21 protein-coding genes are annotated in these 26463 nt (G+C 63.1%); 8 read left to right on the top strand and 13 right to left on the bottom strand.

Translation table 11 applies throughout. From position 1 onward, the window contains the following. Positions 1-41 precede the first annotated feature (41 nt). The 3 genes from ABI796_RS17890 to ABI796_RS17880 all read left to right on the top strand — a co-directional run bounded on the left by ABI796_RS17890 (position 42) and on the right by ABI796_RS17880 (position 5747). Positions 42-1529, top strand: coding sequence for a CoA-acylating methylmalonate-semialdehyde dehydrogenase (locus ABI796_RS17890; RefSeq protein WP_141284903.1), 1488 nt, complete (start codon positions 42-44; stop codon positions 1527-1529). 41 nt (positions 1530-1570) lie between these two features. Continuing rightward, positions 1571-2932: an aspartate aminotransferase family protein gene (locus tag ABI796_RS17885; RefSeq protein ID WP_141284905.1), complete on the top strand. Its 1362-nt coding sequence runs from the start codon at positions 1571-1573 to the stop codon at positions 2930-2932. 178 nt (positions 2933-3110) lie between these two features. Beyond that, on the top strand, positions 3111-5747 hold the full coding sequence (locus ABI796_RS17880) for a trehalase-like domain-containing protein (protein WP_141284907.1): 2637 nt from the start codon (positions 3111-3113) through the stop codon (positions 5745-5747). A 28-nt stretch (positions 5748-5775) separates the two neighbouring features. On the opposite strand, the gene ABI796_RS17875 is transcribed toward ABI796_RS17880, so the two are convergent. Together ABI796_RS17875 and ABI796_RS17870 are read right to left on the bottom strand one after the other, a co-directional pair. Further along, on the bottom strand, positions 5776-6702 hold the full coding sequence (locus tag ABI796_RS17875) for an AEC family transporter (protein WP_141284909.1): 927 nt from the start codon (positions 6700-6702) through the stop codon (positions 5776-5778). Between the two features lie 147 nt (positions 6703-6849). Further along, positions 6850-7449 carry a TetR/AcrR family transcriptional regulator gene (locus ABI796_RS17870; RefSeq protein ID WP_141284911.1) on the bottom strand — a complete coding sequence of 200 codons (600 nt, stop codon included), beginning with the start codon at positions 7447-7449 and terminating at the stop codon, positions 6850-6852. A gap of 237 nt (positions 7450-7686) precedes the next feature. Here ABI796_RS17870 and ABI796_RS17865 point away from each other — a divergent pair, with 237 nt between their 5' ends. The 4 genes from ABI796_RS17865 to ABI796_RS17850 are packed head-to-tail and all read left to right on the top strand — an operon-like array spanning position 7687 to position 11777. Then, positions 7687-9198 carry an APC family permease gene (locus ABI796_RS17865; protein ID WP_141284913.1) on the top strand — a complete coding sequence of 504 codons (1512 nt, stop codon included), beginning with the start codon at positions 7687-7689 and terminating at the stop codon, positions 9196-9198. A 50-nt stretch (positions 9199-9248) separates the two neighbouring features. Next, the gene (locus ABI796_RS17860) at positions 9249-10052 is read left to right on the top strand and encodes a MoaF C-terminal domain-containing protein (protein ID WP_141284915.1); all 804 of its coding nucleotides are present in this window, start codon (positions 9249-9251) and stop codon (positions 10050-10052) included. Positions 10053-10101: 49 nt separating this feature from the next. Next, a complete protein-coding gene (locus tag ABI796_RS17855; RefSeq protein WP_141284917.1) occupies positions 10102-10434 on the top strand; it encodes a cupin domain-containing protein in 333 nt (110 codons plus the stop codon). Between the two features lie 11 nt (positions 10435-10445). Further along, positions 10446-11777 (top strand): NAD(P)/FAD-dependent oxidoreductase, encoded by a 1332-nt coding sequence (locus ABI796_RS17850; protein WP_141284918.1) that lies wholly within the window; start codon positions 10446-10448, stop codon positions 11775-11777. Positions 11778-11857: 80 nt separating this feature from the next. Here the strand turns inward: ABI796_RS17850 and panD are convergent, their stop codons facing one another. From panD to ABI796_RS17825, 5 genes are read right to left on the bottom strand one after another with little or no spacing between them, the layout of a single operon-like run. Then, a complete protein-coding gene (gene panD / locus ABI796_RS17845) occupies positions 11858-12289 on the bottom strand; it encodes an aspartate 1-decarboxylase (RefSeq protein WP_026267226.1) in 432 nt (143 codons plus the stop codon). A 60-nt stretch (positions 12290-12349) separates the two neighbouring features. Further along, positions 12350-13858, bottom strand: a complete 1509-nt coding sequence (locus ABI796_RS17840; protein ID WP_141284920.1) for a rhamnulokinase family protein — start codon at positions 13856-13858, stop codon at positions 12350-12352. A gap of 8 nt (positions 13859-13866) precedes the next feature. After that, positions 13867-15903: a bifunctional aldolase/short-chain dehydrogenase gene (locus ABI796_RS17835; protein ID WP_170224955.1), complete on the bottom strand. Its 2037-nt coding sequence runs from the start codon at positions 15901-15903 to the stop codon at positions 13867-13869. Between the two features lie 2 nt (positions 15904-15905). Next, positions 15906-17072, bottom strand: a complete 1167-nt coding sequence (gene rhaI, locus ABI796_RS17830; protein ID WP_141284924.1) for an L-rhamnose isomerase — start codon at positions 17070-17072, stop codon at positions 15906-15908. Further along, positions 17069-17473, bottom strand: a complete 405-nt coding sequence (locus tag ABI796_RS17825; protein WP_141284926.1) for an L-rhamnose mutarotase — start codon at positions 17471-17473, stop codon at positions 17069-17071. Before ABI796_RS17825 ends, rhaI begins: the two co-directional genes overlap by 4 nt. Before the next feature lie 126 nt (positions 17474-17599). Here ABI796_RS17825 and ABI796_RS17820 point away from each other — a divergent pair, with 126 nt between their 5' ends. Further along, positions 17600-18610, top strand: coding sequence for a LacI family DNA-binding transcriptional regulator (locus ABI796_RS17820; protein ID WP_141284928.1), 1011 nt, complete (start codon positions 17600-17602; stop codon positions 18608-18610). Between the two features lie 109 nt (positions 18611-18719). Here ABI796_RS17820 and ABI796_RS17815 read toward each other — a convergent pair whose 3' ends face one another. The 6 genes from ABI796_RS17815 to ABI796_RS17790 form a co-directional block, all read right to left on the bottom strand. Next, positions 18720-19631, bottom strand: a complete 912-nt coding sequence (locus tag ABI796_RS17815) for an aldose 1-epimerase family protein (RefSeq protein WP_141284930.1) — start codon at positions 19629-19631, stop codon at positions 18720-18722. Further along, positions 19628-21163 (bottom strand): L-arabinose isomerase, encoded by a 1536-nt coding sequence (gene araA / locus ABI796_RS17810; RefSeq protein WP_141284932.1) that lies wholly within the window; start codon positions 21161-21163, stop codon positions 19628-19630. The genes ABI796_RS17815 and araA overlap by 4 nt, the downstream gene beginning before the upstream one ends. Before the next feature lie 107 nt (positions 21164-21270). Next, on the bottom strand, positions 21271-21978 hold the full coding sequence (locus ABI796_RS17805; RefSeq protein WP_141284934.1) for an L-ribulose-5-phosphate 4-epimerase: 708 nt from the start codon (positions 21976-21978) through the stop codon (positions 21271-21273). Further along, entirely contained in the window at positions 21975-23696 is a 1722-nt protein-coding gene (gene araB, locus ABI796_RS17800) for a ribulokinase (protein ID WP_141284936.1), read from the bottom strand. Before araB ends, ABI796_RS17805 begins: the two co-directional genes overlap by 4 nt. Positions 23697-23925: 229 nt before the next feature. Continuing rightward, on the bottom strand, positions 23926-24909 hold the full coding sequence (locus ABI796_RS17795) for a LacI family DNA-binding transcriptional regulator (protein ID WP_141285000.1): 984 nt from the start codon (positions 24907-24909) through the stop codon (positions 23926-23928). A 69-nt stretch (positions 24910-24978) separates the two neighbouring features. Then, positions 24979-26409, bottom strand: coding sequence for a xylulokinase (locus tag ABI796_RS17790; protein ID WP_141284938.1), 1431 nt, complete (start codon positions 26407-26409; stop codon positions 24979-24981). Positions 26410-26463: the final 54 nt, after the last annotated feature.

Genomic DNA, 26463 nt, shown 5'->3' with positions numbered 1-26463 from the left:
ACTGAATCCAGACCACCAAGCACCCGCACCAAGGAGAACTCTTGAACACCATCGAGCACTGGATCAACGGCAGCTACGTCCCGGCCGGAGAGCGCACCGCTCCTGTCACCAACCCGGCCACGGGGAAGGTCACCGGGCAGGTTGCCTTGGCCAGCGTGGAGGACGGCAACGCCGCCGTCGCCGCCGCGAAAGCTGCCTTCCCCGCATGGCGGGACACCTCGCTGGCCCGCCGCACCCAGGTCCTGTTCGCCTTCCGTGAGCTGCTGAACTCCCGCAAGGATGAGCTCGCTGCCATCATCACCTCCGAGCACGGCAAGGTTCTGGACGACGCTCTGGGCGAGGTAAGCCGTGGCCAGGAAGTGGTGGAGTTCGCCTGCGGCATCCCGCACCTGCTCAAGGGCAGTTACACCGAAAACGCCTCCACCAAGGTGGACATCCACTCCATCCGCCAAGCACTTGGCCCCGTGGCAATCATCAGCCCGTTCAACTTCCCGGCAATGGTCCCCATGTGGTTTTTCCCCATCGCAATCGCGGCAGGCAACACGGTGATCATCAAGCCAAGCGAGAAGGACCCCACGGCCGTCAACTGGGTGGCCGAGCTCTGGAAGGAAGCCGGCCTGCCGGATGGTGTTTTCAACGTCCTCCACGGTGACAAAGTGGCGGTGGATACCCTGCTGACCCACCCAGACATCAAAGCCGTCTCCTTTGTAGGTTCCACCCCGATCGCCAAGTACGTCTATGAAACCGCCACCGCGCACGGCAAACGGGTCCAAGCCTTGGGCGGCGCGAAGAACCACATGATTGTCCTGCCCGACGCCGATCTTGACCTCGCTGCCGACGCCGCCATCAACGCCGGGTTCGGTTCAGCCGGCGAACGGTGCATGGCGGTCTCAGCGCTGCTGGCCGTGGGTGACATTGCCGATTCCTTGGTGGAGAAAATCGCGGATCGTGCCCGCACCCTGCGTACCGGCGACGGAATGCGCGGTTGCGATATGGGCCCACTGGTGACATCCCAGCACAGGGACAAGGTTTCCGGATACGTCGACGCCGGTGAAGCGGCGGGTGCCACGCTCGTCGTCGATGGTCGCGGCGTAGTTCCGGACGCTGAAGGCGACGGCTTCTTTGTTGGCCCCACCCTCTTTGATCACGTCACCACGGACATGTCCATCTACCAGGAAGAGATCTTCGGCCCCGTCCTCTCGGTGGTCCGGGTGGACAGCTACGACGACGCCCTGGCCACCATCAACGCCAACCCATACGGCAACGGCACCGCGATTTTCACGAACGACGGCGGTGCGGCCCGCCGCTTCGAAAATGAGGTTGAGGTGGGAATGGTAGGCATCAACGTCCCCGTCCCGGTGCCCATGGCGTACTACTCGTTCGGCGGATGGAAGAACTCCCTGTTCGGCGATACCCACGCCCACGGTTCTGAAGGCGTGGGCTTCTTCACCCGGGGCAAAGCCGTCACCACGCGCTGGCTCGATCCCAGCCACGGTGGGATCAACCTCGGCTTCCCGCAGAACTCCTAAGCGCCAGAAAAATTGTCAGTGCCAACGTCAGGACAATCACTATGACTGCCATCCTTGAACCACCACAGACGGACCGTGACGCAGCGCTCCGCGCCTACGAGCTGGACCGGAAACACGTCTTCCACTCCTGGTCCGCGCAGGACACTTTGGACCCCATGGTGATCACAGCCGCCGAGGGTTCACACGTATGGGACGGTGAGGGCAACAAGTACCTGGACTTTTCTTCACAGCTGGTCAACACCAACATCGGGCACCAGCACCCGGCGGTGGTTGCAGCAATCGCCGCGCAGGCAGCCAAGCTGTGCACCATTGCTCCCAGCTACGTCAACGACGCACGATCCGAGGCCGCACGGTTGATCGCCGAGCGGACCCCGGGGGAGCTGAACCGGATCTTCTTCACCAACGGCGGCGCGGACGCCAATGAGCACGCTGTCCGGATGGCCAGGCTCCACACCGGCCGCCACAAGGTCCTTTCCGCCTACCGTTCCTACCATGGCGGAACGCACTTGGCCGTCAACATCACCGGCGACCCCCGGCGCTGGGCCAGCGACAACGCCTCCACAGGCACCCTCCATTTCTTCCCGCCCTACCTCTACCGCACGGCGTTCCACTCCACCACCGAAGCCGAGGAAGCCCAACGGGCCTTGGAACACCTTGAGCAGCTCATCGAGTTCGAAGGCCCATCCAGCATCGCGGCCATCATGTTGGAAAGCATCCCCGGGACGGCCGGGATCTACGTTCCACCGGTTGACTACATGCAGGGCGTGCGGGAGCTGTGCACCAAGCACGGCATCGTCCTGATCGCGGACGAGGTCATGGCAGGCTTCGGGCGGACAGGGAAGTGGTTCGCCGTGGAGCATTTTGATGTTGTGCCGGACTTGATCACTTTCGCGAAAGGCGTGAACTCCGGCTACGTTCCGCTTGGAGGTGTGGCCATCAGCCCTGAGATTGCAGCCACCTTTGGTACGCGCGCCTACCCCGGCGGGCTGACCTACTCCGGCCACCCGCTGGCCACTGCTGCTGCTGTGGCTACCATCAACGCCATGGAACGTGAAGGCATGGTGCAGCACGCTGCAAGCCTTGGCGCCGACGTGATTGGCCCGGCGCTCGCCGGATTCGCAGAGCGTCACCGTTCCGTGGGCGAAGTGCGGGGCAGGGGTGTTTTCTGGGCCATCGAGCTCGTCAAGGACCGCACCACCCGCGAACCCCTGGCTCCGTACGGTTCTTCCAGCCCTGAGATGAACCAACTCGTGGCCGCCTGCAAGTCCCGTGGGCTCATCCCGTTCGCCAACTTCAACCGTATCCACGTTGTTCCGCCTTGCAATATCAGTGTTGAGGATGCCCGTACGGGGCTGGCCGTTCTGGACGAGGTCCTGGATATAGCGGATACGTTCGCGCGGTAGCTGTACCGCGGCAGGTCCCGTTCCCCGAGCCGGTAGGTGGCATATGGGGGCGGGATCTGCCCGGTTTTAAGCCTCGGTATAAATCCATGGAAAAGCTTTACGCGTTTGCAATCTACTAGGTAGTCAAGCGAAACCGTTCGGGCGGAAACTGTAACTATCCGCTTCGGAAGGATTCGCCATGCCTACGCACTTGAACCAAGCAGTAGCCGACTCCGCACTGCTCATGAAATCACTCCCGCTTGGCCTCCTTCGCACCGTCCTGCAGTCTGACGCGGAGCACGGCATCACGCCGCAGTTGTTCTCGGAACTGCGGGCTCTCGCTCGGGTCCCGGGGTTGCTGGTGGCCTGCAACTACGGCGGAACACTTTGCTCCGCCGAGGGGGTTTCCACCGAGACGCTGCCCTTGGACAGCGCCGCTGTGGCTTTGCGCGCCCTCGCAGCCCTTCCCAACACCCATACGGCCATCATTTCCGGGCGCTCACTGCGTGACCTCGCGGCGGTCTCCCGGTTACCGGCCGAGGTTCACCTGGTGGGATCGCACGGGGTGGAGTTTGATATGGGCTACGCGTACACGCTCTCACTGGCCACCGAACAGCTGCTTCAGCACGCGGCTACGTTATTGACCGAGGCGGTGGGCTTCGAGAAGGGCATCAGCATTGTCCGTAAGCCGGTGGGCGTGGCGGTGCATACCCGCCCGGCAACGCAGGAAGTTGTGGACCGCGTCATTTTCCGTGCGCAGCAGATCGCCATCGAATGCGGGCTCTATTTCATTGTGGACGGCTCCGTCCTCGATCTCACCGTGGAGGAGCCGGCCAAAGGCTTGGCGCTGGAGCAGCTCCGCACACGGCTCGGGGTGAGCGCGGCCCTGTACGCAGGTGACGCCGAGAGTGACGAGAAAGCGATCGCCACCCTCCGCGGACCGGACCTTGGTTTGCATGTGGGGCCAGGAGATACGACGGCGGCGCACACCGTTGCGGACCCGGAAGCCTTTGCGCGTGTGCTGGCTTTGTTGTTCGAGCTCCGCCGGGCATGGTTGTTCGGCGAAGATGCGGTAGGGCTGGAACGGCATTCGATGATCGGTAACGGCAGCTCCACGGCATTGCTGACCCCGGACGCAAAAGTCTGCTGGATGAGCCACCCCTTACCGGATTCCGGATCCATATTTGCCCACATACTTGGCGGTGAACCCGCCGGTCACTTCAGCATAGAGCCGGTCAAGCCATCGCAGGTGCTGGCTCAGCGCTATGTGGATAACACCATGATTGTGGAGACGCGCTGGGCTGATGTCACGGTGACCGACTACCTGGAACCAGCACCCGAAGGCATCACCAGCCTGGTGAGGGTGCTCTCAGGGACGGGCACTGCGCGGGTGGTCTTTGCCCCCAGGCCGGACTACGCCAACGCCCCCTTCAGCATGGAGATCCGTGGCGACGAGGTTCACATCATGGGCACCTCGGACCCCATCATCCTCTCCGCCCCGGGGGTATCTTTCCGGATCACCAGCGACGGCAAATATGCCACGGCCACGGCGGAAGTTCCGCTCAATCAAGGCCCGGTGGTGTTGAACCTTCGCTGCGGTGACACCGAGCCGCCACCGGCAGACCCGGCCGGCGAACCTCACCGGCGCACCGCCGTCGGGCAGTCTTCGCGCGACTGGATCAAGGCACTTCAGCTGCCCACCATCAAAACATCCTTGGTGCGCCGCTCGGCTTTGGTGCTGAAATCGCTGGTTCACGAGCCCACCGGGGCGGTGTTGGCCGCGCCCACCACCTCACTGCCGGAGGGCATCGGCGGGACCCGGAACTGGGATTACCGCTACTGCTGGCTGCGGGACGGGTCCATGACTGTTAATGCGTTGGTGTCCTTGGGCTCCACTCAGGAAGCCGATGGATTCCTGGCCTGGCTGGACCGCATCCTGGAGAATGCGCCGGGGCCGGAGTGGCTGCACCCCCTCTATTCGGTGACCGGGGCGCCGCTCTCCACGGAAGCAATCGTGGAAAGCCTGCCCGGTTATGCAGGTTCCAGGCCCGTCCGGATTGGGAATGCGGCAGATCATCAGGTTCAGCTGGACGTGTTCGGCCCCATCGCCGAGCTCATCCACGATCTTGCCGAGCGCCGCGGGTACCTTCCGGACGAACACTGGTTCCTGATGGAACAGATGGCCCATGCGGTGCTGGCTCGCTGGCACGAACCTGATCACGGGATTTGGGAAGCACGGCGACCCCCGAGGCACCACGTGTACACAAAAGTGATGTGCTGGGTCACCCTGGACAGGGCCCTCCGGGCGGCCGCTTTGCATGGGCGTACCCCTCACGCTGAGTGGGCTGGGACTGCCTCAACCATCCGCGAGGAAGTCCTGCACGAGGGATGGGATTCCTCCGCGGCTTCTTACACTGTGGCTTACGACAGCCCTGACTTGGACGCCGCGGTCCTCCACATTGGGCTCTCGGGTCTGTTGGATGTTCAGGACCAGCGCTTCCTGGATACCGTCACTGCGGTTGAGCGCGAGTTGCGCGTGGGACCCACCGTTTTCCGGTATAGGTACGACGACGGTCTGCCGGGTTTGGAGGGCGGCTTCCACATTTGCACCACCTGGTTGATTGAGGCGTACCTTGCTGTTGGCCGCCTTGATGATGCTTTGGAGTTGTTCAACCAGTTGGTGGCATTGTTCGGACCCACGGGCCTGCTGCCGGAGGAATACGATCCCGGCACGGAAACACATCTGGGAAACCACCCTCAGGCCTACTCGCATCTGGGTTTCATCCGCTGCGCCCAGCTCCTGGACTATTACCTGGCCAGCGCCGACGTGGAGTAGCCCAATTAAGTACTTGGGCGAGGGGGCGCTAGGCGAGCAGCAACGCGACGGCGATCATGGCCGGGACCGCCACGATGGTGGTGATCAGAACGGTGTCCTTGGCCACGGTGATTCCTGCTTGGTAACGGTTCGCCGCAACGAACACGTTTTGCGCGGTAGGCAGAGCTGAGGTGACCACCACGGCAAACAGTGCGTGCCCGTCCATGCCCAACGCGAAGCGAGCGAACACGTACGCGATCAAGGGGTGCACAATCAGCTTGAATCCGCTCGCCAGCAGGGTATCCAGGCGGCGTCCCGCGGCTTTTTGCAGTGGCTTGGATCCGTTCAGGCTCATGCCGAAGGACATCAGCATGGCCGGAATCGCCGCGCCGCCAATCAAATGAATCGGCTCCAGTATGAGCGCGGGCACCTGGAATCCCGTGCCTGCCACCAGCAACCCCAGTGCTGAGCCCACGATCATGGGGTTCTTCACGATCATCAGCAGGAACCGCAGGGGAGTGGTGCGGTGTGAGCTGGTGCTGGCATCGAGGGCCATGAGGTACATCGGGGTGAAGAACGCCAGCTGGAAGATCAGCAGCGGTGCCACATAGCTGGCGTCGCCCAGGACGAACACCGCGATGGGGATGCCGAGGTTGGCTGAGTTTGCCAGGGATGCGCTCATGGATGACATGAGCGATTCCGGCAGGCTGCGCTTGAGCCAGAACTTCACCAACAGGAAGAACAGCAGGCCCGTCGCTACGGCACCCACGGCGGTGACCAGGAGGGGCGCGGCGAAAACGTCGTGCAGCTTCGCTTTGCTCAACGTTTCAAACAGGAGCGCGGGGCTGGCCACGAAGAACGTCAGCGAACTCAGCACGGACCGGGCGTTCTCACCCAGGATGTTCCGCCGACCAACAAACATGCCCACCAGAATGATGGCCCACACCACGAAGAACCCGGACAGGACGCCGATCATGGCAGCGTGCGGGTGGGGTTTCGGTGGATCACGGTTCCCAGCCTAGCCAGAATCGCCTCCCGAGTAAGCGTTTTCAGGCGGAAGTTCCGTTATGTGGACCCACAACGCGCTCGACGTCGGCACTTCGGTCAGTGCCGGCGTCGGGTCCTATGCCCGGGTTGTCTCTCCTGAGGTGCCATCCGCCTTCTCCAGGGCGGAGAGTAAGCGTCCCACCTGATTGACGGCGGACCGGATCCGGTCTGGATCGCTGATGGTGAGGAATTGAAGCATGAGGCCGTCGAGCGCGGCGAAGACGGCGAGGGACGCTTCGTTGCGGGTGTCCAGTCCGCGCCGCGCCAAGGCTTCTTCCACTGTGCTGACGTAGTTGGCGTAAAGGCGCTCCACCATTTCCCGGATCCTGGGATTTCGCCTGGACTCGAGGATCATCTCGAACTGGAACAGCTGCAGTTCAGGTTCTGCGGAGACTGTAGCGATGAGGGTGTCGGCGAAGTGTCCGTCGAAGTCCGCAATGCCGGATAGTCCGGTTTCGTCAATGGACCGCTGGACGGACCATTCCATGGTGGCGGCAAGGAGTCCTTCCATGGAGCCGAAATGGTGAGTGACCAGTGCGTGGTTGACCCCGGCTCGCGAGGCCACGGATCTGTAGGTCGCCCCACGCAGACCTTTTTCGGCCACGACTTCAAGCACGGCGGCCAACAGCGCATCTCTGCCGTCTCCGTAGGGCAGCTTGCGTGCTTCCTGGCTCATACAGCGAGTCTAGCGGTGAATAAATCGGGGGACGGAGCCCATTGACACGTCAAACTATACAAACGTATAGTTCTGAGTGTGGCCCGGATCACCCGCCACCCGGATCACCTGAAACCCAGAGCACCCGAAACCCAGAGCAGCTTCAGCTTCGCCTCCCGGACCCTCGAGTCGGGCCGCGGGGCACCCTATCCCTCCGCAGTGGCGATGGCGCCGCTGCATTTCGGAAAGAACAGCCTCATGAACGAATCCAGTCAGACCTCGGCCCCACTCGGTCAGCCGGGCGCTGCACCCCTCAATTCCGGCCCCCTCGATGCCGACCCCCAGAATGCCGGTCTCCAGAACGCCGGCGCCGTGCCCGGTGGCGTCCGGCTCAGGGCCAACAAACTCGGCGTCGTGGCCATAGCTTTCTTCGCCATTGCCGCAGCTGCGCCCATGGCCGCTGTTGTGGGGGCCAGCCCCGTCATCTTCTCCGCGAGCGGTCCTGGAACTCCGGTGATCTATGTGATTGCGGCCCTGTTGGTAGCTCTGTTTTCCGTGGGATACCTCAGGATGAGTCAACACATCACCAACGCCGGCGGATTCGTTGCCTACATTGCCAAGGGCTTAGGCAACAAATGGGCCACTGGCGGTGCGGGAATCGCCATTCTTACCTATCTCAGCCTTCAAATCGGATTGTGGTCCCAATTCGGCGTTTTTGCCCAACAGCTCATCGAAAGCCTCACCGGCCTTGGGCTGCCGGTCTATTTCTGGATTGTGGTTGTTATGGCCATCACCACGGTGCTGACCATGAAGGGCGTCGATGCCAGCCTGAAAGTGCTGGGAGTCCTCATCCTCGGCGAAACGTTGGTAGTGGCCGCGCTTGTCATCTCCCTGGTGGCGCAGAAGGGTTTGGGGATCTTCACGTTGGCCGGGTTCACGGGAGAGAGCATTTTTGGGCCCGGTCTGGGGATCTCGTTGCTGTTCGCTTTTGCCTGCTTCACCAGCTTCGAGGCCACAGTGGTCTTCGCCGAAGAAGCCAAAGAACCCCGGCGTACCATCCCGCGTGCCGCGTATCTTGTCATCGCTTTCATCGGAGTCTTCTATATGGTCTCCACATGGGCCATCAGCGGTGCCGTGGGCATTGATGGGATTCAGGCCGTTGCCACTGAGAACCCCTCCGGGATGATCTTCGAGCTCGCGGAATCCAGCGCCGGGGCCTGGCTGAGCATCGCCATGCAGGTGCTGGTTGTGACGAGCTTCATCGCGATGCTCCTGGGCCTGTCCAACATGTTTTCCCGCTACCTCTTTGCTCTCGGCAGGGCGGGTGCTCTCCCGGCCAAGTTGTCTTCCGTTTCCGCAACGGGCGCCCCGTCCTTTGCCGGCTTGGTCAATTCCTTGGCTGTCCTGGCAGTGATCAGCGCCTTCCTCCTGGCAGGAGCGGACCCGATCGCCACAGTCTTCGCGTGGTTTGTGGCTCTGGGGACGGCAGGCTTCATCTCCATCCTGCTGCTGACTTCAGCGGCAGTCCTGGTCTACTTCGCCAGATCCGGGACCCGGGACAACCTCTGGGTCACCGTGATTGCGCCGGCTCTTTCTTTCCTGGCGTTTGTGGTGGTGGGTTACCTGACCCTGGAGAACTATGACGTCCTGCTCGGCGGTGCAGGAGGGGTGGCGCGGTGGCTCCTCCTTGGCATCCCGCTGATCTTTTTGGCCGGTCTGATTCGGGGAAATCAAAAGCCAGCCATCAATTACGCCGCAGAAATTCTCTGACGTGAACTGTTCACATACTGAACCAACTATCCACATAAAGGACCTGATTCATGACTACCACTGAACTGCAGGACTACGTTCCCGAGGAAGAATGGCCGCCTGTTTCCACCATGCTGGACGGCTTCGGAGATCAGACCCTGCCTGCGTCTCCAGCACTGGCCGCCACAAAGATCGCCCTTGTTGCAACTGACGGCACTCCTGTTGAGTACAGCTTCCTCACTTCTTCAGAACTCGCGTGGGCCGAGGGCACTGCCACCGGAACCGCTCACTACAAGGCCATTGAGGCCCGCCCGGGAATCTTCATCATCGATTTCGTCCGTGGGCAGGGGGACGGTAAGGACGCCGACGCCCAAAACGTCACCATCATCCTGGATCAAACCACGGGTGCCGTGACCACCGCCGTCTCCGGATTCGTCGTCTCGGATGGAAAGGTGCGGGGAACTACCCACTTCACGCACTCAAATGCCAGCGGCCAAGCGACGGTGCACCAGAGGTCTGCAGATCTTGTGGGCAAGCGCATCTTCTACCGTTACAGCGACGTCGAGTCTTATGAGCACATTTACCTGAATCAAGGAACCTTCACGTGGCACTGCGTCCGGGGAGGGGAGGCGGGACTGGCTGATACTGACCGATGCATGACATGGGCTGTCGCGGAGGATTTGTACATCTTCTTCTGGACCGAACAGGTGATGACCGTTGAGGCCGTGCTTTTGATCGATCTTCGCGAACAGCGCTCCATCGGCCGGATGTTCGGTTGGGACAATCCTGCCGCGCAACCAGTCACCTTGCCGTTCAATTCCAGGCTCACCGTCCTCAACGCCACGAGCTACCCCCAAGACACCCACAAGCACTGACACCCACAAGCACTGACACGCACAACCCACCACCCCAGAGGAGCTACCCATGTCCCAGGTCTTCCACGCCCACCTCGACCATGCAGCGTTTGAACCCTTTGCCCTCGGAACCGTTCAGTGGCTTCGGCGTCCGGGGGAGAACGGAAATGAGGTGCTGAGCGGCGGCATCTGGAAAGTCTCGCCGGAGGAAGCGCCGGAACCTTTCGACCTTCCCATTGACCAGGATGAAACCATTTACATCGTCTCCGGCCACCTCCGCATCGAGGTAAAGGGCGGAAGCGTCCTGGAGCTGACGGAAGGTTCCATGGCTTCACTGTCCAAGGGCGCCATGACCCGCTGGACGGTGTTGGAGCCCACCCTCGAATTCTTCGTCTACAGCTGAGGATTGGGCACGTGGAAACCTCCGACGTCATTGTCATAGGCGCTGGCTTTGCCGGCCTCACAGCGGCAAGGGAATTGTCCCGCAGTGGCTACGGCACCATCTTGCTGGAAGCAAAAGACCGGATCGCCGGGCGCACCCATCTGGACGAACGTCTTGGCCGGAACCTGGAACTTGGCGGTACCTGGGTGCACTGGACCCAACCGTATGTTTGGGCAGAAATGGGCCGGTACGGTATCAAGGCACTGGCCGGACCAGAGTTCACCAAAGCCTTCTGGACGGTGGGCGGCCAGAGGCACGAAGGCACTGCAGAAAGTTTGCTGGAGTTGCTTGATGGCCCCAACCGGATGCTCTTGGCTGACTCCCGACGCTACTTTCCCATGCCGTGGGCGCCTTTGGAAAACCCTGATATTGCGGACATTGATCAGCTCACACTTGCCGAAGCCATTGACCAGCTGGGCCTTCCCGAGGACCAGCGTCAACTCCTCAGATCGTTCTGGACCTTGAATTTCAACGGCAGGCTGGATCAGGCGGCCTATACCCAGGCGTTGCGCTGGTGTGCGGTGGCCAGCGGCGACTGGCAGCTGATGTTTGAGGCGTGCGCCAGTTTCAAGATCGACGGGGGCACCCGCCGCCTCGCCCAAGCGATCCTTGATGACTCAACGGCCCAGCTGCGGCTGAACCAAGTGGTGGCGTCCATTGTCCAGGATGGCGAGAGAGTCCTGGTGACCACCAAAGCGGGGAAGCAGTACTCGGCTCGTCAGCTCGTGCTCGCCATCCCGCTCAGTACACTCAATGACATTGACGTCCAACCGGCGTTCTCTCCCGGCAAGAGGGAAGCGGCAGCAAGGGGACAGGCAGGCCGCGGGGCAAAATTGTGGGTCAAGGTGGAAGGTCATCAGGAAAGGTTTGTGGCCTTCGGGCCCGAGGCCGCCGCCTTGAACTTCGTCCAGGCCGAGTACATCGATCAAGAGACCACCACCCTGGTCTGTTTTGGTCCCGACGCCGGGGCAGTGGACACCGCCGATGTCAGGGCCGCTCAACAGCACATCGACGCCCTGGTCCCGGGATTGAAAGTGCTTGAGGTTGCCGGACACAACTGGGTGGCCGATGAATACGCGCGCTCCACCTGGCCCATGCATTACACCGGCTTCCTCACCCGGTATCTGGCCGAACTCCAGCAGCCGGAGGGCAGGATCCGGCTCGCGGGATCTGACATCGCCAACGGGTGGGGAGGCTTCATTGACGGTGCCATTGAGAGCGGCCTCGACGCTGCCCGCCAAACAGCATCCGCACTCGGCAATGATGCCGGATTGCACCTCAAGGCCCGCGTCGCGGCCGTCTGAAGTCGCGGTATAAATCAGCCCAGAACGCGCTCGACGTCGGCACCTAAGTGAGTGCCGACGTCGAGCGTTGCTGTGGATCTTTAGCTGAGGTGCGCTGCGTTACTGAGCGCGTGGGGCGGGCGCATGAGCCCGGGAGTGTGGCCCTCGGCGGGGTCGTTGCCGAGCTGCAGGATCTTGTTGTCCTTGCCTACATGGACCACCCGGGGCTCGTAAGCCCGGGCTTCTTCGGTGGTCATCTCGGCATAGGTGATGAGGATGACAGTGTCTCCAACATGGACCATGTGGGCCGCCGCGCCGTTGATCCCGATCACGCCGGAACCGCGCTCGCCGGCAATGGTGTACGTCTCCAGCCGGGCACCGTTGGTGACGTCCACAATGGAGACGAGCTCGCCGGGAAGGATGTCGGCCGCGTCCAGGAGGTCCAGGTCTACGGTGACGGAACCGACGTAGTGGAGGTCGGCATGGGTCACCGTTGCGCGGTGGATCTTGGACTTGAACATTGTGCGGATCATAATGCGATCAGTTTAGCGCGGCACCCTCGCCCGGCGCTGTGACGTACCAGACGTTCGCGGTCAGGATGCCACGTCGCTGACCTCCTGGGCTGGCTCGTAGCGCACCAGTTCTTCGCCTGCCACCACCAGCGCGCGCAGCTCGGCCAGCCCGCCGGTCACCACGCCCGCAGCGCGTGCTTGGACCAGGACATTGCCCTGCGCGGTCGCCTCAACGGGTCCCGCGATCACGGTTTTGCCGGTGGCATCCGCAGTCAGCTGGCAGAGGAGCCGGTTCTGCGAACCTCCGCCCACAATGTGCACCACTCCGGTGCTGAGGCCCGTTAGACGCTCGGCATCGGCCAGCGTCCGCGCGTAACCGGCCGCGAGGCTGTCCATGATGCAACGCACGACGGCGGCGGGCCGGTCCGGGAGCACGGCACCGGTGTTGCGCACGGCAGCGCGGATACGGTCCGGCATGTGGTCCGGGGCTGTGAAAGCGGGATCGTCGGCGTTGATCTGCGGACCACCAGCCGGAAGTGCCGCAGCTGAGTCCAGCAGGGCCGGTAGGGACTGGGTGAATCCTTGGGCGGCCCACGCGCGTTGGCATTCGCTGAGCAACCACAGGCCACCCACATTGCGGAGGTACCGGATGGTGCCGTCCACGCCGCGTTCGTTGGTGAAGTTGGCCTTCCGGCTCGGTTCAGTGAGCACGGGCTTGTTCAGTTCCACGCCCACCAGCGACCATGTGCCGGACGAGATGTAGGCAAAGTGCTGTTCCTGCGCGGGAACGGCTGCTACCGCCGAGGCTGTGTCATGTGAGCCCACGGCCACCACTGCGGTGTCTGCGGGCAGGCCCGTCTGCTCAAGGATCGTCGGCAACAGTGTGCCCACGGTTTCTCCGGGCTGGATAAGAGGCGGGAAGATGTTGCGGGGCAGGCCCAGAGCGTCCAGGAAATCCGTGGCCCACTTGCCCTCAACAGCATCGAACAGCCCGGTGGTGGAGGCATTGGTGGCCTCGGTACGCCGCTGACCCGTGAGCAGGAACGCAATCAGGTCCGGGATGAGCAGTGCCTGCACACCGTCCAGATTCGGTTCGGAAGCGAGCTGATACACGGTGTTGAACTGCAGATACTGCAAGCCCGTGGTGGCGTACATCTTCTCCGAGGGAATAACCGCATGGACCCGCTCCACAGTGGCACGGCTGCGCTCGTCCCGGTAGCTGAACGGAACCGTGGTGAGTTCGCCGGCATCGTTCACCAGGCCGTAGTCCACAGCCCAGGTGTCGATGCCGATGCTCACAATGCGCTCGCCGTTCCCGCGTGCCACGTCAGCGGCAGCCGCCAGACCCTTGAGTACCTCAGCGAACAGGGCGTCGAAGTCCCAGCGGAGGCCGCCGTCGAGCTCTACCACCCCGTTGGGGAAGCGGTGGATGGTCTGGAGGGCCACTCCGGATGCTGGGGAAACGCGGCCCAGCATCACACGGCCGGAAGAGGCGCCAATGTCGATGGCTGCAAACACTGTTTTGTTGTCAGCAGCGGGCACCGCCCCGGCCTGAACCGGGGCGGTGCTCGTGGTGGTTCCGTTGGTCACTGTGGGTCCTAGCGGAGGAAGGCTGCTGCCACGCCGGCGTCCACGGGGATGTGAAGGCCGGTGGTGTGGGAGAGCTCGTTGCTGGTGAGCACGGACGCGGCGTTGGCCACGTGTTCCGGGAGGACTTCGCGCTTGAGGAGCGTGCGCTGGGCGTAGTACTTGCCTAGTTCCTGCTCGTCCACGCCGTATACCGCGGCGCGCTTTGCGCCCCAGCCGCCGGCGAAGATGCCGGAGCCGCGGACCACGCCATCGGGGTTGATGCCGTTGACGCGGACACCGTACTCGCCCAGTTCAGCGGCGAGCAGGCGGACCTGATGCGCCTGGTCAGCCTTGGTGGCGGAGTAGGCGATGTTGTTGGGCCCGGCGAACACGGAGTTTTTGGAGGAGATGTAGATGATGTCCCCGCCCAGACCCTGATCGATCATGACCTTGGCCGCGGCCTTGGATACCAGGAATGAGCCCTTGGCCATGACGTTGTGCTGGAGGTCCCAGTCCTTCTCTGTGGTTTCCAGCAGCGGCTTGGAGATGGACAGGCCGGCGTTGTTGACCACCAGGTCAAGGCCGCCGAACGCGAGCACGGCTTCGGCAATCGCGGCGGCAATCTGCGCTTCGTCAGTCACATCGGCCTGGACGCCGATGGCTACGTCCGAACCGCCCAGTTCCTCGGCCACCTTTTGCGCGTTCTCAAGGTTTAGATCGGCAATAACTACGCACGCGCCGTCGGACGCCAGACGGGTGGCGATCGCCTTGCCAATGCCCGACGCCGCTCCGGTCACCAGCGCGATGCGGGTGGCATGGGACTTCGGCTTGGGCATGCGGGCCAGCTTGGCTTCTTCCAGTGCCCAGTACTCGATACGGAATTTCTCCGATTCCTCGATAGGCGCGTAGGTGGAAATGGCCTCAGCGCCACGCATCACGTTGATGGCGTTGATGTAGAACTCGCCGGCCACGCGGGCGGTCTGCTTGTCCTTGCCGAAGGAGAACATACCCACGCCGGGGATTAGCACGATTGCCGGGTCCGCGCCGCGAAGCGCCGGGCTGTTCTCGTCAGCATGACGGTCGTAGTACGCCTGGTAGTCCTCGCGGTACGCGGCGTGCAGTTCCTTGAGGCGGTTGACCGAGTCTTCGATCGAGGCCCCGGCCGGGAGGTCCAGGACCAAGGGCTTGACCTTGGTGCGCAGGAAGTGGTCCGGGCAGGAGGTACCCAGCGCGCCGAGGCGCGGGTGTTCGGCGGACTCGAGGAATTCAAGCACCACGGCGTCATCACTGAAGTGCCCCAGCTGCGGCTTGTCCGTGGAAGCCAAGCCGCGGATCACCGGTGCCAGAGCGGCAGCTTTTGCACGGCGCTCAGCGTCGGGGAGGGCGCCGTAGCCGGGGAGCTTGGCACCGAAGGGCTCGGCCTTGCCGTTTTCCTTGATGTAGCTCTCGGCCTGATCAATGATCCAGAGCGAGTTGGCCTCAGCCTCTTCGCTGGTGGCGCCCCACGCGGTGATGCCGTGGCCACCCAGGATGGTGCCGATGGCCTGCGGGTTGGCTTCCTTGATCGCCGCGATGTCCAAGCCGAGCTGGAATCCGGGGCGGCGCCAGGGAACCCACACCACTTTGTCGCCGAAGACCTTGGAGGTCAGGGCTTCGCCGTCCACCGCGGTGGCGATGGCGATGCCCGAGTCCGGGTGCAGGTGGTCAACGTGGGCAGCGTCCACGAGTCCGTGCATGGCGGTATCGATCGAGGGAGCCGCGCCGCCCTTGCCGTGCAGGCAGTAATCGAACGCGGCCACCATTTCGTCTTCACGCTCGACGCCGGGGTAAACGGACTTCAGTGCCTGCAAGCGGTCCAGCCGGAGTACTGCCAGGTTCTCAGCCTTCAGGGTGCCGAGGTCGCCGCCGGAGCCCTTGACCCAGAGGAGTTCGACGTCCTGGCCAGTGACAGGATCCTTCTCGGTGCCCTTGGCGGAGGTGTTGCCGCCGGCGAAGTTGGTGTTCCGCTTGTCCGCGCCGAGGCGGTTGGAACGGGAAATCAGCTCTTCAACAGTCTTGCTGGTCATGCTTATGCGCCCCATCCGGCTTGCTGGCCGCCTGCGCGGTCCTCGTTGATCTTCTTCTGGTATCCGCTGGCCTTGTACGCGGCCATCGGGTCGGCGGGCAGGCCGCGGGATTCGCGCCACTCAGCCAGGACCGGGCGGACATCGGTGTAGAAAGCATCGTTGAAGATGCCGTTGGCGGCCAGGACATCCCCGGCACGCTGTGCTTCGGAGAGTGCTGCGGTGTCCACCAGCAGGGCGCGGGCGGTCATTTCCTGGACGTTGAGGACCGAGCGGATCTGGCCGGGGATCTTTTCTTCGAGGTTGTGGCACTGGTCCAACATCAGCGCGACACCGGAGTCCTTGCCGAAGCCGCCACCCCGGATGACTTCGTGCATGATGCGGAACAGCTGGAACGGATCAGCGGCGCCAACAATCAGGTCATCGTCGGCGTAGAAGCGGGAGTTGAAGTCGAAGGAACCCAGCTTGCCCAGACGCAGGAGCTGCATGACGATGAACTCGATGTTGGTGCCCGGGGCGTGGTGGCCGGTATCCAGGCAGACGAAAGCCTTCTCGCCGAGTGCAAGGGTTTGAGCGTACGAGGTTCCCCAGTCCGGAACATCGGTGTGGTAGAAAGCGGGCTCGAAGAACTTGTACTCCAGTACAAGGCGCTGCTCGTCGCCGAGGCCCGCGTAGATCTCCTGGAGGGACTCGGCCAAGCGGTCCTGGCGGCCGCGCATGTCATCCTGGCCGGGGTAGTTGGTGCCATCAGCAAGCCAGATCTTCAGGTCCTTGGACCCGGTGGCGTGCATGATCTCGATGCATTCAAGGTGGTGGTCGATGGCACGGCGACGCACTGACTCGTTGGAGGACGTCAAGGAGCCGAACTTGTACTCGTCATCCTGGAAAGTGTTGGAGTTGATGGTTCCCAGGCCTACGCCCAACCCTGCGGCGTACTCGCGGAGCGCAGCGTAGTCATCCACTTTGTCCCAGGGAATGTGCAGCGCCACAGTAGGAGCGAGCCCCGTGAGTTCGTGAACCTTGGCGGCGTCGGCGATCTTTTCCTGAACGGTGCGCGGAGTACCCGGGGTGCCGAAGACCTTGAACCGGGTTCCGGAATTTCCGTAGGCCCAGGACGGCACTTCAATGGCCAGTTCCCCTAGACGGCCCAGGGCCGATTCTGTGGTGTTCATGCTTGTTCCTTTTGGTATTCGTGGGCGGCGTGCTTATTGATGTGTGTGGGGCCGGCGGCATCTGTGACGCCTGCTGCGGCGAGCTGATCCTCAAGGTTGAAAACTTCCTCGACGATTTCGAAGCCCTGGTCTGGTGGGAGGTCACTGTTGGCGAACAAGGTTGCCATCTCGGCCTGCCAGCGGGCGTTAACCTCAGTGACTGCCATGCGGGCCTGGGCTGCCTCGTAGTCTTCGCATTCCAGGTAGCCGATCAGTTGACCATCCGGTGCGAGGAAAAGGGAGTAGTTGTTCCACCCTGCGTTCTTCAGTGCGGACAGCATCTCCGGCCACACTGCGGCGTGGCGCTGCTTGTACTCGGCCATCAGTTCAGGCTGGACTGAAGAGCGGAAACAAACCCTCATGTGCGGATCTCCAGGGTTACTCGTCTTTGAATCGTTTCATTTGTTACGATTCAAATTACCCTCGCAAACGGGAGGGTGTCAAGGCGTTTCCAAAACATTGACGTCAGCCAGCGGAGATCGGAAAGCATGTCCCAGACAGCCAGCATCAAAGACGTTGCCACCCATGCCCAGGTAGCAGTGGGAACTGTTTCCAATGTGCTGAATTATCCGGACCGGGTCTCGCCGCGGACCAAGGAACGCGTCCTGAAATCCATTGCTGAGCTGGGCTTCGTCCGCAACGACGCCGCCCGGCAGCTCCGCGCCGGCCAGAGCCGCACCATCGGGCTGATTGTCCTGGACGTTGGGAACCCCTTCTTCTCCTCCGTGGCTCGCGCGGCGGAAGATGCGGCGGCGGCCCTGGGCAGCGTGGTGCTGGTGGGGGACAGCGGTCAGGACTCCTCCCGCGAAGCGCACTACATGGACCTTTTCCAAGAGCAGCGCGTGCAAGGCCTGTTGATCTCTCCCGTAGGTGATGTTTCAGGGCGCATTGATACGCTCCGCGAACGTGGCGTGCCCACGGTTCTGGTGGACGAACTTGCGGACACTGATCGCTGCAGCTCGGTCTCCGTGGATGACCAGGAAGGTGGCTATCTGGCCGCCAAACACCTGCTGGACCTGGGCCGCCGTCGTCTGGCCTTTGTTGGTACGCCGTCCATCCGTCAGGTGGCCAGCCGACTCAAGGGCGCGCAGCGTGCTGTCTCCGAGGTATCCGGGGCCAGCGTTGAAGTCGTGGACTCCGCAGGCCAGACCGTCCTGGCTGGCAGGCAAGTGGGCAACACCCTGGTGGAACGCGCGCCCGAAGAGCGGCCTGAAGCCGTGTTCTGTTCCAATGACCTTCTGGCGCTGGGCGTCATGCAGTCCTTGACCATGCTGCGGACCGTCCGGATTCCGGAGGACATCGCGCTCATTGGCTATGACGACATCGACTTCGCCATCTCAGCAGTTGTCCCGCTATCTTCCATCCGCCAGCCCACCGAGGCGCTGGGCCGGACCGCGATCGAGCTGCTCGCGGAAGAACAGGAGAGCGGCGGAACCAAGCACAGGGCTGTGGTGTTCACCCCCGAGCTGGTGGTCCGCCAAAGCACAGCCGGCGCTTAGCTGCGCTCCTGCCCTGTTAGTCCCCAAAAAGCCCGGGTTTCCGCGAGCAGTTTCGCGGAAACCCGGGCTTCTTGCCCCAGCGGCCTCGGCTACTGGGCAGGAACGCGGGCTACAGGGTGTAGATGCTCCAGGATGCTGTGTGCTCGGCCCCGGGTTCCAGACGGATCAGGTCTGTTCCACTGTTGAAGGCGTCCGGCGGGCAGGTCATGGGCTCAACGGCCAGGCCAAGCCTTCCCGGAATCGGTGCCGGCTTATCAGCCGTATGGATCTGCAGCCACTGGCAGCTTTCGTCCCAGGACATCCCGACGCCGGACCCTCCGACGCCGGTGCCCGCCGGGTCCCGCACGGAAAGCCGCGCCAGCCCGCCGTCGAACGTTATTCCTGTGAAGGCGTGGTCGATCTCGGTGCTGCCGATGGCGCGCGGGGAACGGAAGTCGAAGAGGTGGCCCTCTGTTGGCGCCAGGCCCACAGGCAGGAGGCGGTCCGGGGTGACCTCAAGGAAAGAGTCAGCAGCGAACTCAAGGATCCACTCATCCAACGGAGAAGATCCCGCCACCAGATACGGGTGCGGGCAGACCCCATAGGGCGCCGCGATGCTGCCGGCGTTCCGGGCCGTGACCGACGTGTGCAGCCCGGCCTCGTCCAAGGTGAAGCGCGCCGAAAGCTCCAGCACAAACGGATAGCCCGCCGTGGGCCCCACCGTGCACGTCAAGGTGAGTGCACCGGCGTCGGACTCTTTCAGGGTCCAGTCAAGCGGAAAGGCGAGCCCGTGCAAGGCCGTTGCCCGCTCCGGCTCGTTGATAGGCACGCGGTGTTCCACGCCGTCGAACGTGTACGTGCCGTCCGCGATCCTGTTGGGCCACGGCGCGGCAATCACACCGCGGTAGTCCGGGATGGGACCACCCTGGGGAAACGGGACCACAAGGTCCCGGCCCTCAAACTGCAGGACGCGAATCGCGGCAGCGCGGGCGCTCACAACTGCCGTGTAACCGCCCGCGCTCAGCGTGAATTCGGTGCTCACAGGCCGCCGGCCAGCTTGTAGTAGGCCGCGTTCCAGTTGAGCTCTTTCTTGAACTGTTTGATGGTGGTGCCTTCGTCGATGGTGAGGAGTTCGGTCTTGGCAATTTCGGCGAAGTCCTCGAACACCTCAAGGCCCACCTGCGTGGACAGTACCGTGTGGTGCGCGGCGCCGGCAGTGAGCCACGCGGCGGCGGAAGTGGCAAAGTTGGGCTTAGGCTCCCAGAGGGCACGGGCAACCGGCAGGTTGGGGAGCGGCTGGTCGAGATCAACGACGTCCACTACGTTGGCCACCAGGCGGAACCGGTCACGCATGTCGGACAGAGCCACCACAATGCCGGGGCCGGCGTCGGTATCGAACACCATGCGGACGGGGTCTTCCTTGCCGCCGATGCCCAGCGGGTGGATCTCCACGCGAGGCTTCCTGGCGGTCAGGGACGGGCAAACCTCCAGCATGTGCGCACCGAGGATCTTCTCGCTGCCCGGTTCCATGTGGTACGTGTAGTCCTCCATCAGCGAGGCACCGCCTGGCAGGTCGCCGCCCATCACCTTGGCGGCGCGCACCAGAATGGCAGTCTTCCAGTCGCCCTCGGCGCCAAAGCCGTAACCGTCAGCCATGAGGCGCTGAACGGCCATTCCCGGCAGTTGGCGCAGCGCCCCCAGGTCCTCGAAGGACGTGGTGAACGCTGCAGAACCGTTGGCTTCGAGGAAGCTGCGGAGCCCCAGCTCGATCTTGGCGCTGTACCGCAGCGACTCGTGGCGGGCGCCACCTGCCTTCAGCTCATCAGCCACCTCGTAAAGGCGCTCGTACTCGGCAACCAAAGCGTCGACGTCGGACTCTGCGGACGCATGGACAGCATCGGCGAGCTCGTTGACGGACCAGGTGTTCACGGAGACTCCGAAGCGCAGCTCCGCTTCAGTCTTGTCGCCCTCAGTGACGGCCACGTTGCGCATGTTGTCACCAAAGCGGGTCAGCTTCAGCGTGCGGACGGCGGCCCAACCAGCCGAAGCGCGCTGCCAGGCGCCCACCTGGCGGGCAACCTCAGGGTTGCTGACATGCCCGACGACGGTCTTCCGCGGCACGCCGAGGCGCGACTGGATGTACCCGAACTCGCGGTCGCCGTGGGCAGCCTGATTGAGGTTCATGAAGTCGAAATCAATGTCAGCCCAGGGAAGGTCCCTGTTGGCCTGCGTGTGCAGGTGAAGGAGGGGTTTGCGCAAGGCGTCCAGGCCCTGGATCCACATTTTGGCGGGGCTGAACGTGTGCATCCATGCGGTCACACCGATCACGGCGTCGTCATAGTTTGCTTCCAACGCGGTGCGGCGGATGGAGTCCGAATCCGTGAGGACAGGCTTCCATACGATCTTGACGGGAACATCGCTGCTGGCGTTCAGGGCGTTGGCGATCTCCTGCGACTGCGCTGCCACCTGCTTGAGGACGTCCTCACCGTAAAGGTGCTGGCTGCCGGTGAGGAACCAGACCTCGTACTGCCCCAGCGAGGTGGAGTTGGCGGAAGAGTTGTTGGCGCTGGGCATTGTGGTGGCTCCTGGTTTTTCTGGGTTCTGAGTAGCTTGTTGCGTTCGCGGGGGCGGGCTGGCTGCGTAAATGGCGGGTTGGCTGCGTCGGCGGCCGACTGGACGCGTTAGCGGCCGTACACGTTCTGGTATCGGTCAAAGAGGGACTCGATTTTCGCGGGGTCAATGGGCAGCGGCTCTCCCAGTTGGCGGGAGATGTGTACCGTCCTTGCCACTTCCTCGCACATCACTGCGGCTTTGACTGCGTTGCGGGCGTCCTTGCCGATGGTGAAGGGCCCGTGGTTCTGCATGAGTACCGCGGGGGAGTTGGAACCTTTGAGCGTCTCCACAATGCCCTGGCCGATGGAGTCGTCTCCGATCAGCGCGAACGGTCCCACGGGAATGGATCCGCCGAATTCATCGCCCATCATGGTCAGCACGCAGGGGATTTCTTCGCCCCGTGCAGCCCAGGCCGTGGCGTAGGTGGAATGGGTGTGGACCACTCCGCCTACTTCTGGCATGTGACGGTACACGTACGCATGCGCTGCGGTGTCAGAAGAGGGGGAGAGGTCCGGGTTGCCCCAGTCCACGGTGCCTGCGCTGCCAGTGTTCATTCCCCGCACAGGTGTGCCATAAAGATCGGTGACCACCATGAGTTCGGGAGTGAGGTCATCATAGGAAACGCCCGAAGGCTTGATCACCATGAGATCGTGCCCCGGGACCCGGCCCGAGACGTTGCCGGCAGTCCACACCACCAGCTGGTAGCGGGTCAGCTCGGCGTGAAGTTCGCAGACTTCCCTCCGGACTTTGGCGATGGATTCCAAAAGTGCGCTCACGCTGTAGCTCCTTCCAGGACGGTGGCTCCGTTTGCCGAGCCCTGAATTGCGGCGCGCTGGATAGCCTTCAGGCGGTGCATGACGTTGTTGGTGCCGCGGCCAAAGTAGTCGTGAAGGGCTTTGTATTCCTGGAAAAGGACCTCGTAGGCGGCCGCATTTTCCGGGATGGGGGTGTAAACAGCGCCGGGAGCTGCTGCCATGGAGGCGGCCGCTTCACGGATGTCCTTGTACTTACCGGCCGCTACGGCTGCGTGGATTGCCGAGCCCAGCGCAGGACCCTGCTCGGATCCGATCGTGGAGAGCTGCAGGCCTGTGATGTCGGCGTAGACCTGCATGAGGAACTTGTTCTTCAGCAGACCGCCGGCAACAATGAACTCCTTAACCGGAACACCGGAATCGCGGAAAGCATCCACAATAGTGCGGGTGCCGAAGGCCGTGGCCTCCAGCAGTGCGCGGTACGTGTCCTCTGGCTTGGTGGCCAATGTCTGACCAACCACCACGCCGGAAAGCTCGTGGTCCACCAACACTGAGCGGTTGCCCGAGTGCCAGTCCAAAGCGATCAGTCCGTGCTCGCCAATGGCCTGCTTCTCTGCGAGTTCGGTGAGGTATTCGTGGATGCCCAGGCCCTTGTCCTTGGCGGCCTGGTGGTATTCCGGCGGCACACCGTTCTTGGTGAACCAGCCGAAGATGTCTCCCACACCGGATTGGCCGGCCTCGTAACCCCAGAGGCCATCCACAATCCCGCCGTCCACTACTCCGCACATGCCCGGGACTTCGCGCAGGACGTCGCCGTTCATCACATGACAGGTGGATGTGCCCATGATCGCTACGAGTTGTCCGGGTTCAACAGCGTTTGCAGCCGGCGCGCTGACGTGGGCGTCAACGTTGCCTACCGCCACCGCGATCCCCGCCGGAAGCCCCGTCCATGCTGCGGCCTCTTCGGTGAGATAACCGGCGGCGTCTCCCAGGCGGCCGATCGTGTGCTCCAATTTTTCGGAGACGAAGCCTTTGAACTCAGGGTTCAGTGCTGCCAGGAAGTCCTCGGACGGGTACTTTCCGTCCTGGTAGATGCCCTTGTAGCCGGCGGTGCAGGCGTTGCGGACGTACTTGCCGCAGAGCTGCCAGACAATCCAGTCGGCGGCCTCAACCCAATGATCCATGGCGCCGTAGACTTCAGGATCTTCCTCGAGGAGCTGCAGCCCCTTGGCGAATTCCCACTCGGAGGAGATCAGGCCGCCGTAGCGGGGAAGCCAGGATTCGCCGCGTTCTTCGGCCAGCTGGTTGATCCGGTCCGCCTGCGGCTGGGCTGCGTGGTGACGCCACAGCTTGACGAACGCGTGCGGACGGTCAGCAAAGCGTTCCAGCTCGTTCAGCGGCGTGCCGTCCGCCGTCGTCGGAACCATGGTGCACGCGGTGAAGTCCGTGGCAATGCCCACCACATGTTCGGGGTTGATGCCGGCGTCGGCGACGGCGGCCGGTACAGCGTTGCGCAGAACGTCGCGGTAGTCGTTGGGTACTTGGAGTGCCCAGTCGGCCGGAAGGCGCTGGCCACTGCCGGGGAGGCGGTCCGAGACCACTGCGTGCGGGTACTCGAACACGCCGCTGCCGATCTCGGCGCCGTCGGATACGCGCACAGCAACTGCGCGGCCGGACAAGGTGCCGTAGTCCACGCCAATGACGAACTGTTCGTCGAGCGGGAGGTTTTCAGAGGTATTCATGGGGTCTCCATCCGGCTGGCCAAGGCCTCATTGCCGGGGGTCGGGGTGGAAAACTGAAGAAGGTCTGATGCAATTGTTAGCGCTCACAACTTTGATGTCAAGAGCGTGCAGTCCGAAAGGGAGGCTCATGACGCGGGTTCTTGGCAGGCGCACCCAAGCGGGCAGCAGCTCAGGCCGTATCAAGCCCTTCAAACGACCTGATCTGCTGCTTACTTGGGGGAGGGGGCGCTTAGTTTGCCACGGGGGCCGTGGTGGAGCGGACAACCAGCCGGGGTGCCACCGTCACTGGCACGCCGGTGCTGCCGCTCTCCAACCGATCCAACAGCAGGCCGATGCAGCGTTGCCCGAGCTCCTCAAAGTCCTGCGCCACTGTGGTCAAAGGCGGTATGAAGTACGCAGCCTCCGGTTGGTCGTCAAATCCCACAACGCTGATGTCCTCAGGAACCCGGACGCCAAGTTCGTTCAGGGCACGGAGAACGCCGAGGGCCATCTGGTCATTGGCGACGAACAGGGCCGTCACGGATCGGTCCGCGGCGATTTTCAAACCTTCGCGGTACCCGCATTCAGCACTCCAGTCGCCCTCGATCAGGGTCTCCGGTTCGATCCCTGCCTCCGCCAAAGCGTCCCGCCAGCCCTCGATGCGCGCGGCGGCGTCAATCCAATCAGCGGGTCCGGACAGGTGTCCGATCCGCTGGTGACCCAGTTCCAGGAGATGCTCGACGGCGAGCCGGGCACCCTGACGCTGGTCCACGGTGGCGCCGTTGAGGTGCTCATCGCCGATGGACCCAACGGCTACCAAAGGTACCTGCGCTGTGATGTCCTTGAGAACCTCAAAGGTCCCCGGGTGGGGCACGGTGACAACGACGCCGTCAACGCCCTGGTCCATGAAGTGCGCCATGGCGTCCTTGATGGTCTCCGGTGTTACTTCCCGCAAGGCGGCGATGCTGACAAAATAGCCCGCCTCCCTCGCAGCCTGCTGGACTCCGAGGAGAGTGTGCGAGGGCCCGTACTGTGCCATTTCGCTGCCGAGCACGCCAACGGTCTGGGACCGACGGGTGACCAGGCTTCGCGCAGCAGTGTTCCTGCGGTAGCCCAGCTCGGTGATGGCCTGTTCCACGCGCTCACGGGTCTTGGAGCTCACATTGGGGTGGTTGTTCAACACCCGGGAGACGGTCTGGTGGGAGACACCTGCCACGCGGGCAACGTCCTCCATCACGGGAGGCCGGGTGGATGCGGATTGTTCAGTGCTCACCCTGTCACGATAGAGCACCCGCTCCGTTGATCAGCCTTTGGCCACCTTGGCGGCGTAATGGCGGTACCTCGTCAGGAAGTCCGGATGCCCGGTGTCATTTGCGTGAGGAACCTCAATACCCTCAAGCGGCCATGACGGCAGCTTTCCCGTGAGGATGCCTGCGGCTTGCCTGGCCGCTCCGTCCGCTACGTATTCTCCAGGTTCCGGGACGAACACGGGCACCCCGAACGCGGCGGCTGCGATCTGCTGGACTGCCGTTGATTGAGCACCCCCGCCCACCAGGATGATGCGCTGGGCGGACACACCCTGCGCCTGCAGGGCAGCCAGCCCGTCAGCCAAGGAGCACAAAACGGCCTCTACGGCGGCGCGTGCCATGTTGGCGGGAGTGTAGTTGGAAACCGTAATGCCGTGGAGTGAACCCGTGGCATCCGGCAGGTTCGGGGTCCGTTCGCCCTCGAAATACGGGACGAGGGTCAGGCCTTCCGCGCCTTCCGGGGCGGACAGGGCCAGTCTTCCGAGTTCGGTGAGGGTCACACCGAGCAGTGCAGCCGTGGCGTCGAAGATCCGGGTTGCATTCAGTGTGCAGGCCAGTGGCAGGTAGTTGCCGGTAGCGTCCGCGAAGCCGGCTACGAGCCCGCTTGCGTCCGACGCTGGAACATCCGACACCGCGAAGACCGTCCCCGATGTTCCAATCGAAATAACAACATCACCGACGGCGGCGCTCACGCCCAGCCCCGCTGCAGCGTTGTCTCCCGCGCCCGGGCCAATGAGCGCCCCGCCCGGCGTCTTGCCGGCTGCTTCCAAAGGTCCCGCCACTACTGGAAGCACGGGAACGTGGCCGAGGGTGTCCTTGAGGACCTCAGGCAGGTATTGGCCACTGGAAGCTGAGAAGTACCCCGTGCCGGAAGCATCCGAGCGGTCTGTGCGGAGGAGTTCCAGGGACGTTGGCCCGCTTCCGGGTCCATGCCCGGCGAGGCGCCAGGACAACCAATCATGGGGCAGGCACACGGCTGCTGTCCGTTGGGCGTTCGCGGGTTCGTTCCGCGCCAACCAACGGAGCTTGGTTGCAGTCAGCGATGCTACTGGCACTGTGCCTGTGGTGGAGGCCCAATATGAGGCTCCGGCAGCGGCATCGCCACCACCGGCTTCAAGGATTAACTCCTCCGCGTCGGGCGCCGAACGGGTGTCGTTCCACAGCAGGGCCGGCCGGACGACGTTGCCGGATTCGTCCAAGCACACCATGCCGTGCTGCTGTCCACCGATGGACACGGCATCGACGTCGTCAAGGCCGCCTGCCTGGGTGATCGCGTCCTGCAGGGCTGTCCACCAATGATCCGGGTGGACCTCTGTGCCCTCCGGATGGGAGGCCCTGCCCTGGCGCACCAAAGCGCCAGTAACTGAATCCCGGATGACCACTTTGCAGGACTGGGTGGAGCTGTCTATCCCGGCTACGAGAGGCATGCGTTTGTTCCTTTAGGGGACCGCCGCCGGGTGAGCCGGGAACCTCAGTAAAGG

The sequence above is a fragment of the Paenarthrobacter aurescens genome, assembly GCF_041549525.1.
In the GTDB taxonomy this organism is placed as follows: Bacteria; Actinomycetota; Actinomycetes; order Actinomycetales; family Micrococcaceae; genus Arthrobacter; species Arthrobacter aurescens.
The sequence above is the reverse complement of the archived record's forward strand: the minus strand, read 5'-3'. Positions and strand labels throughout refer to the sequence as shown.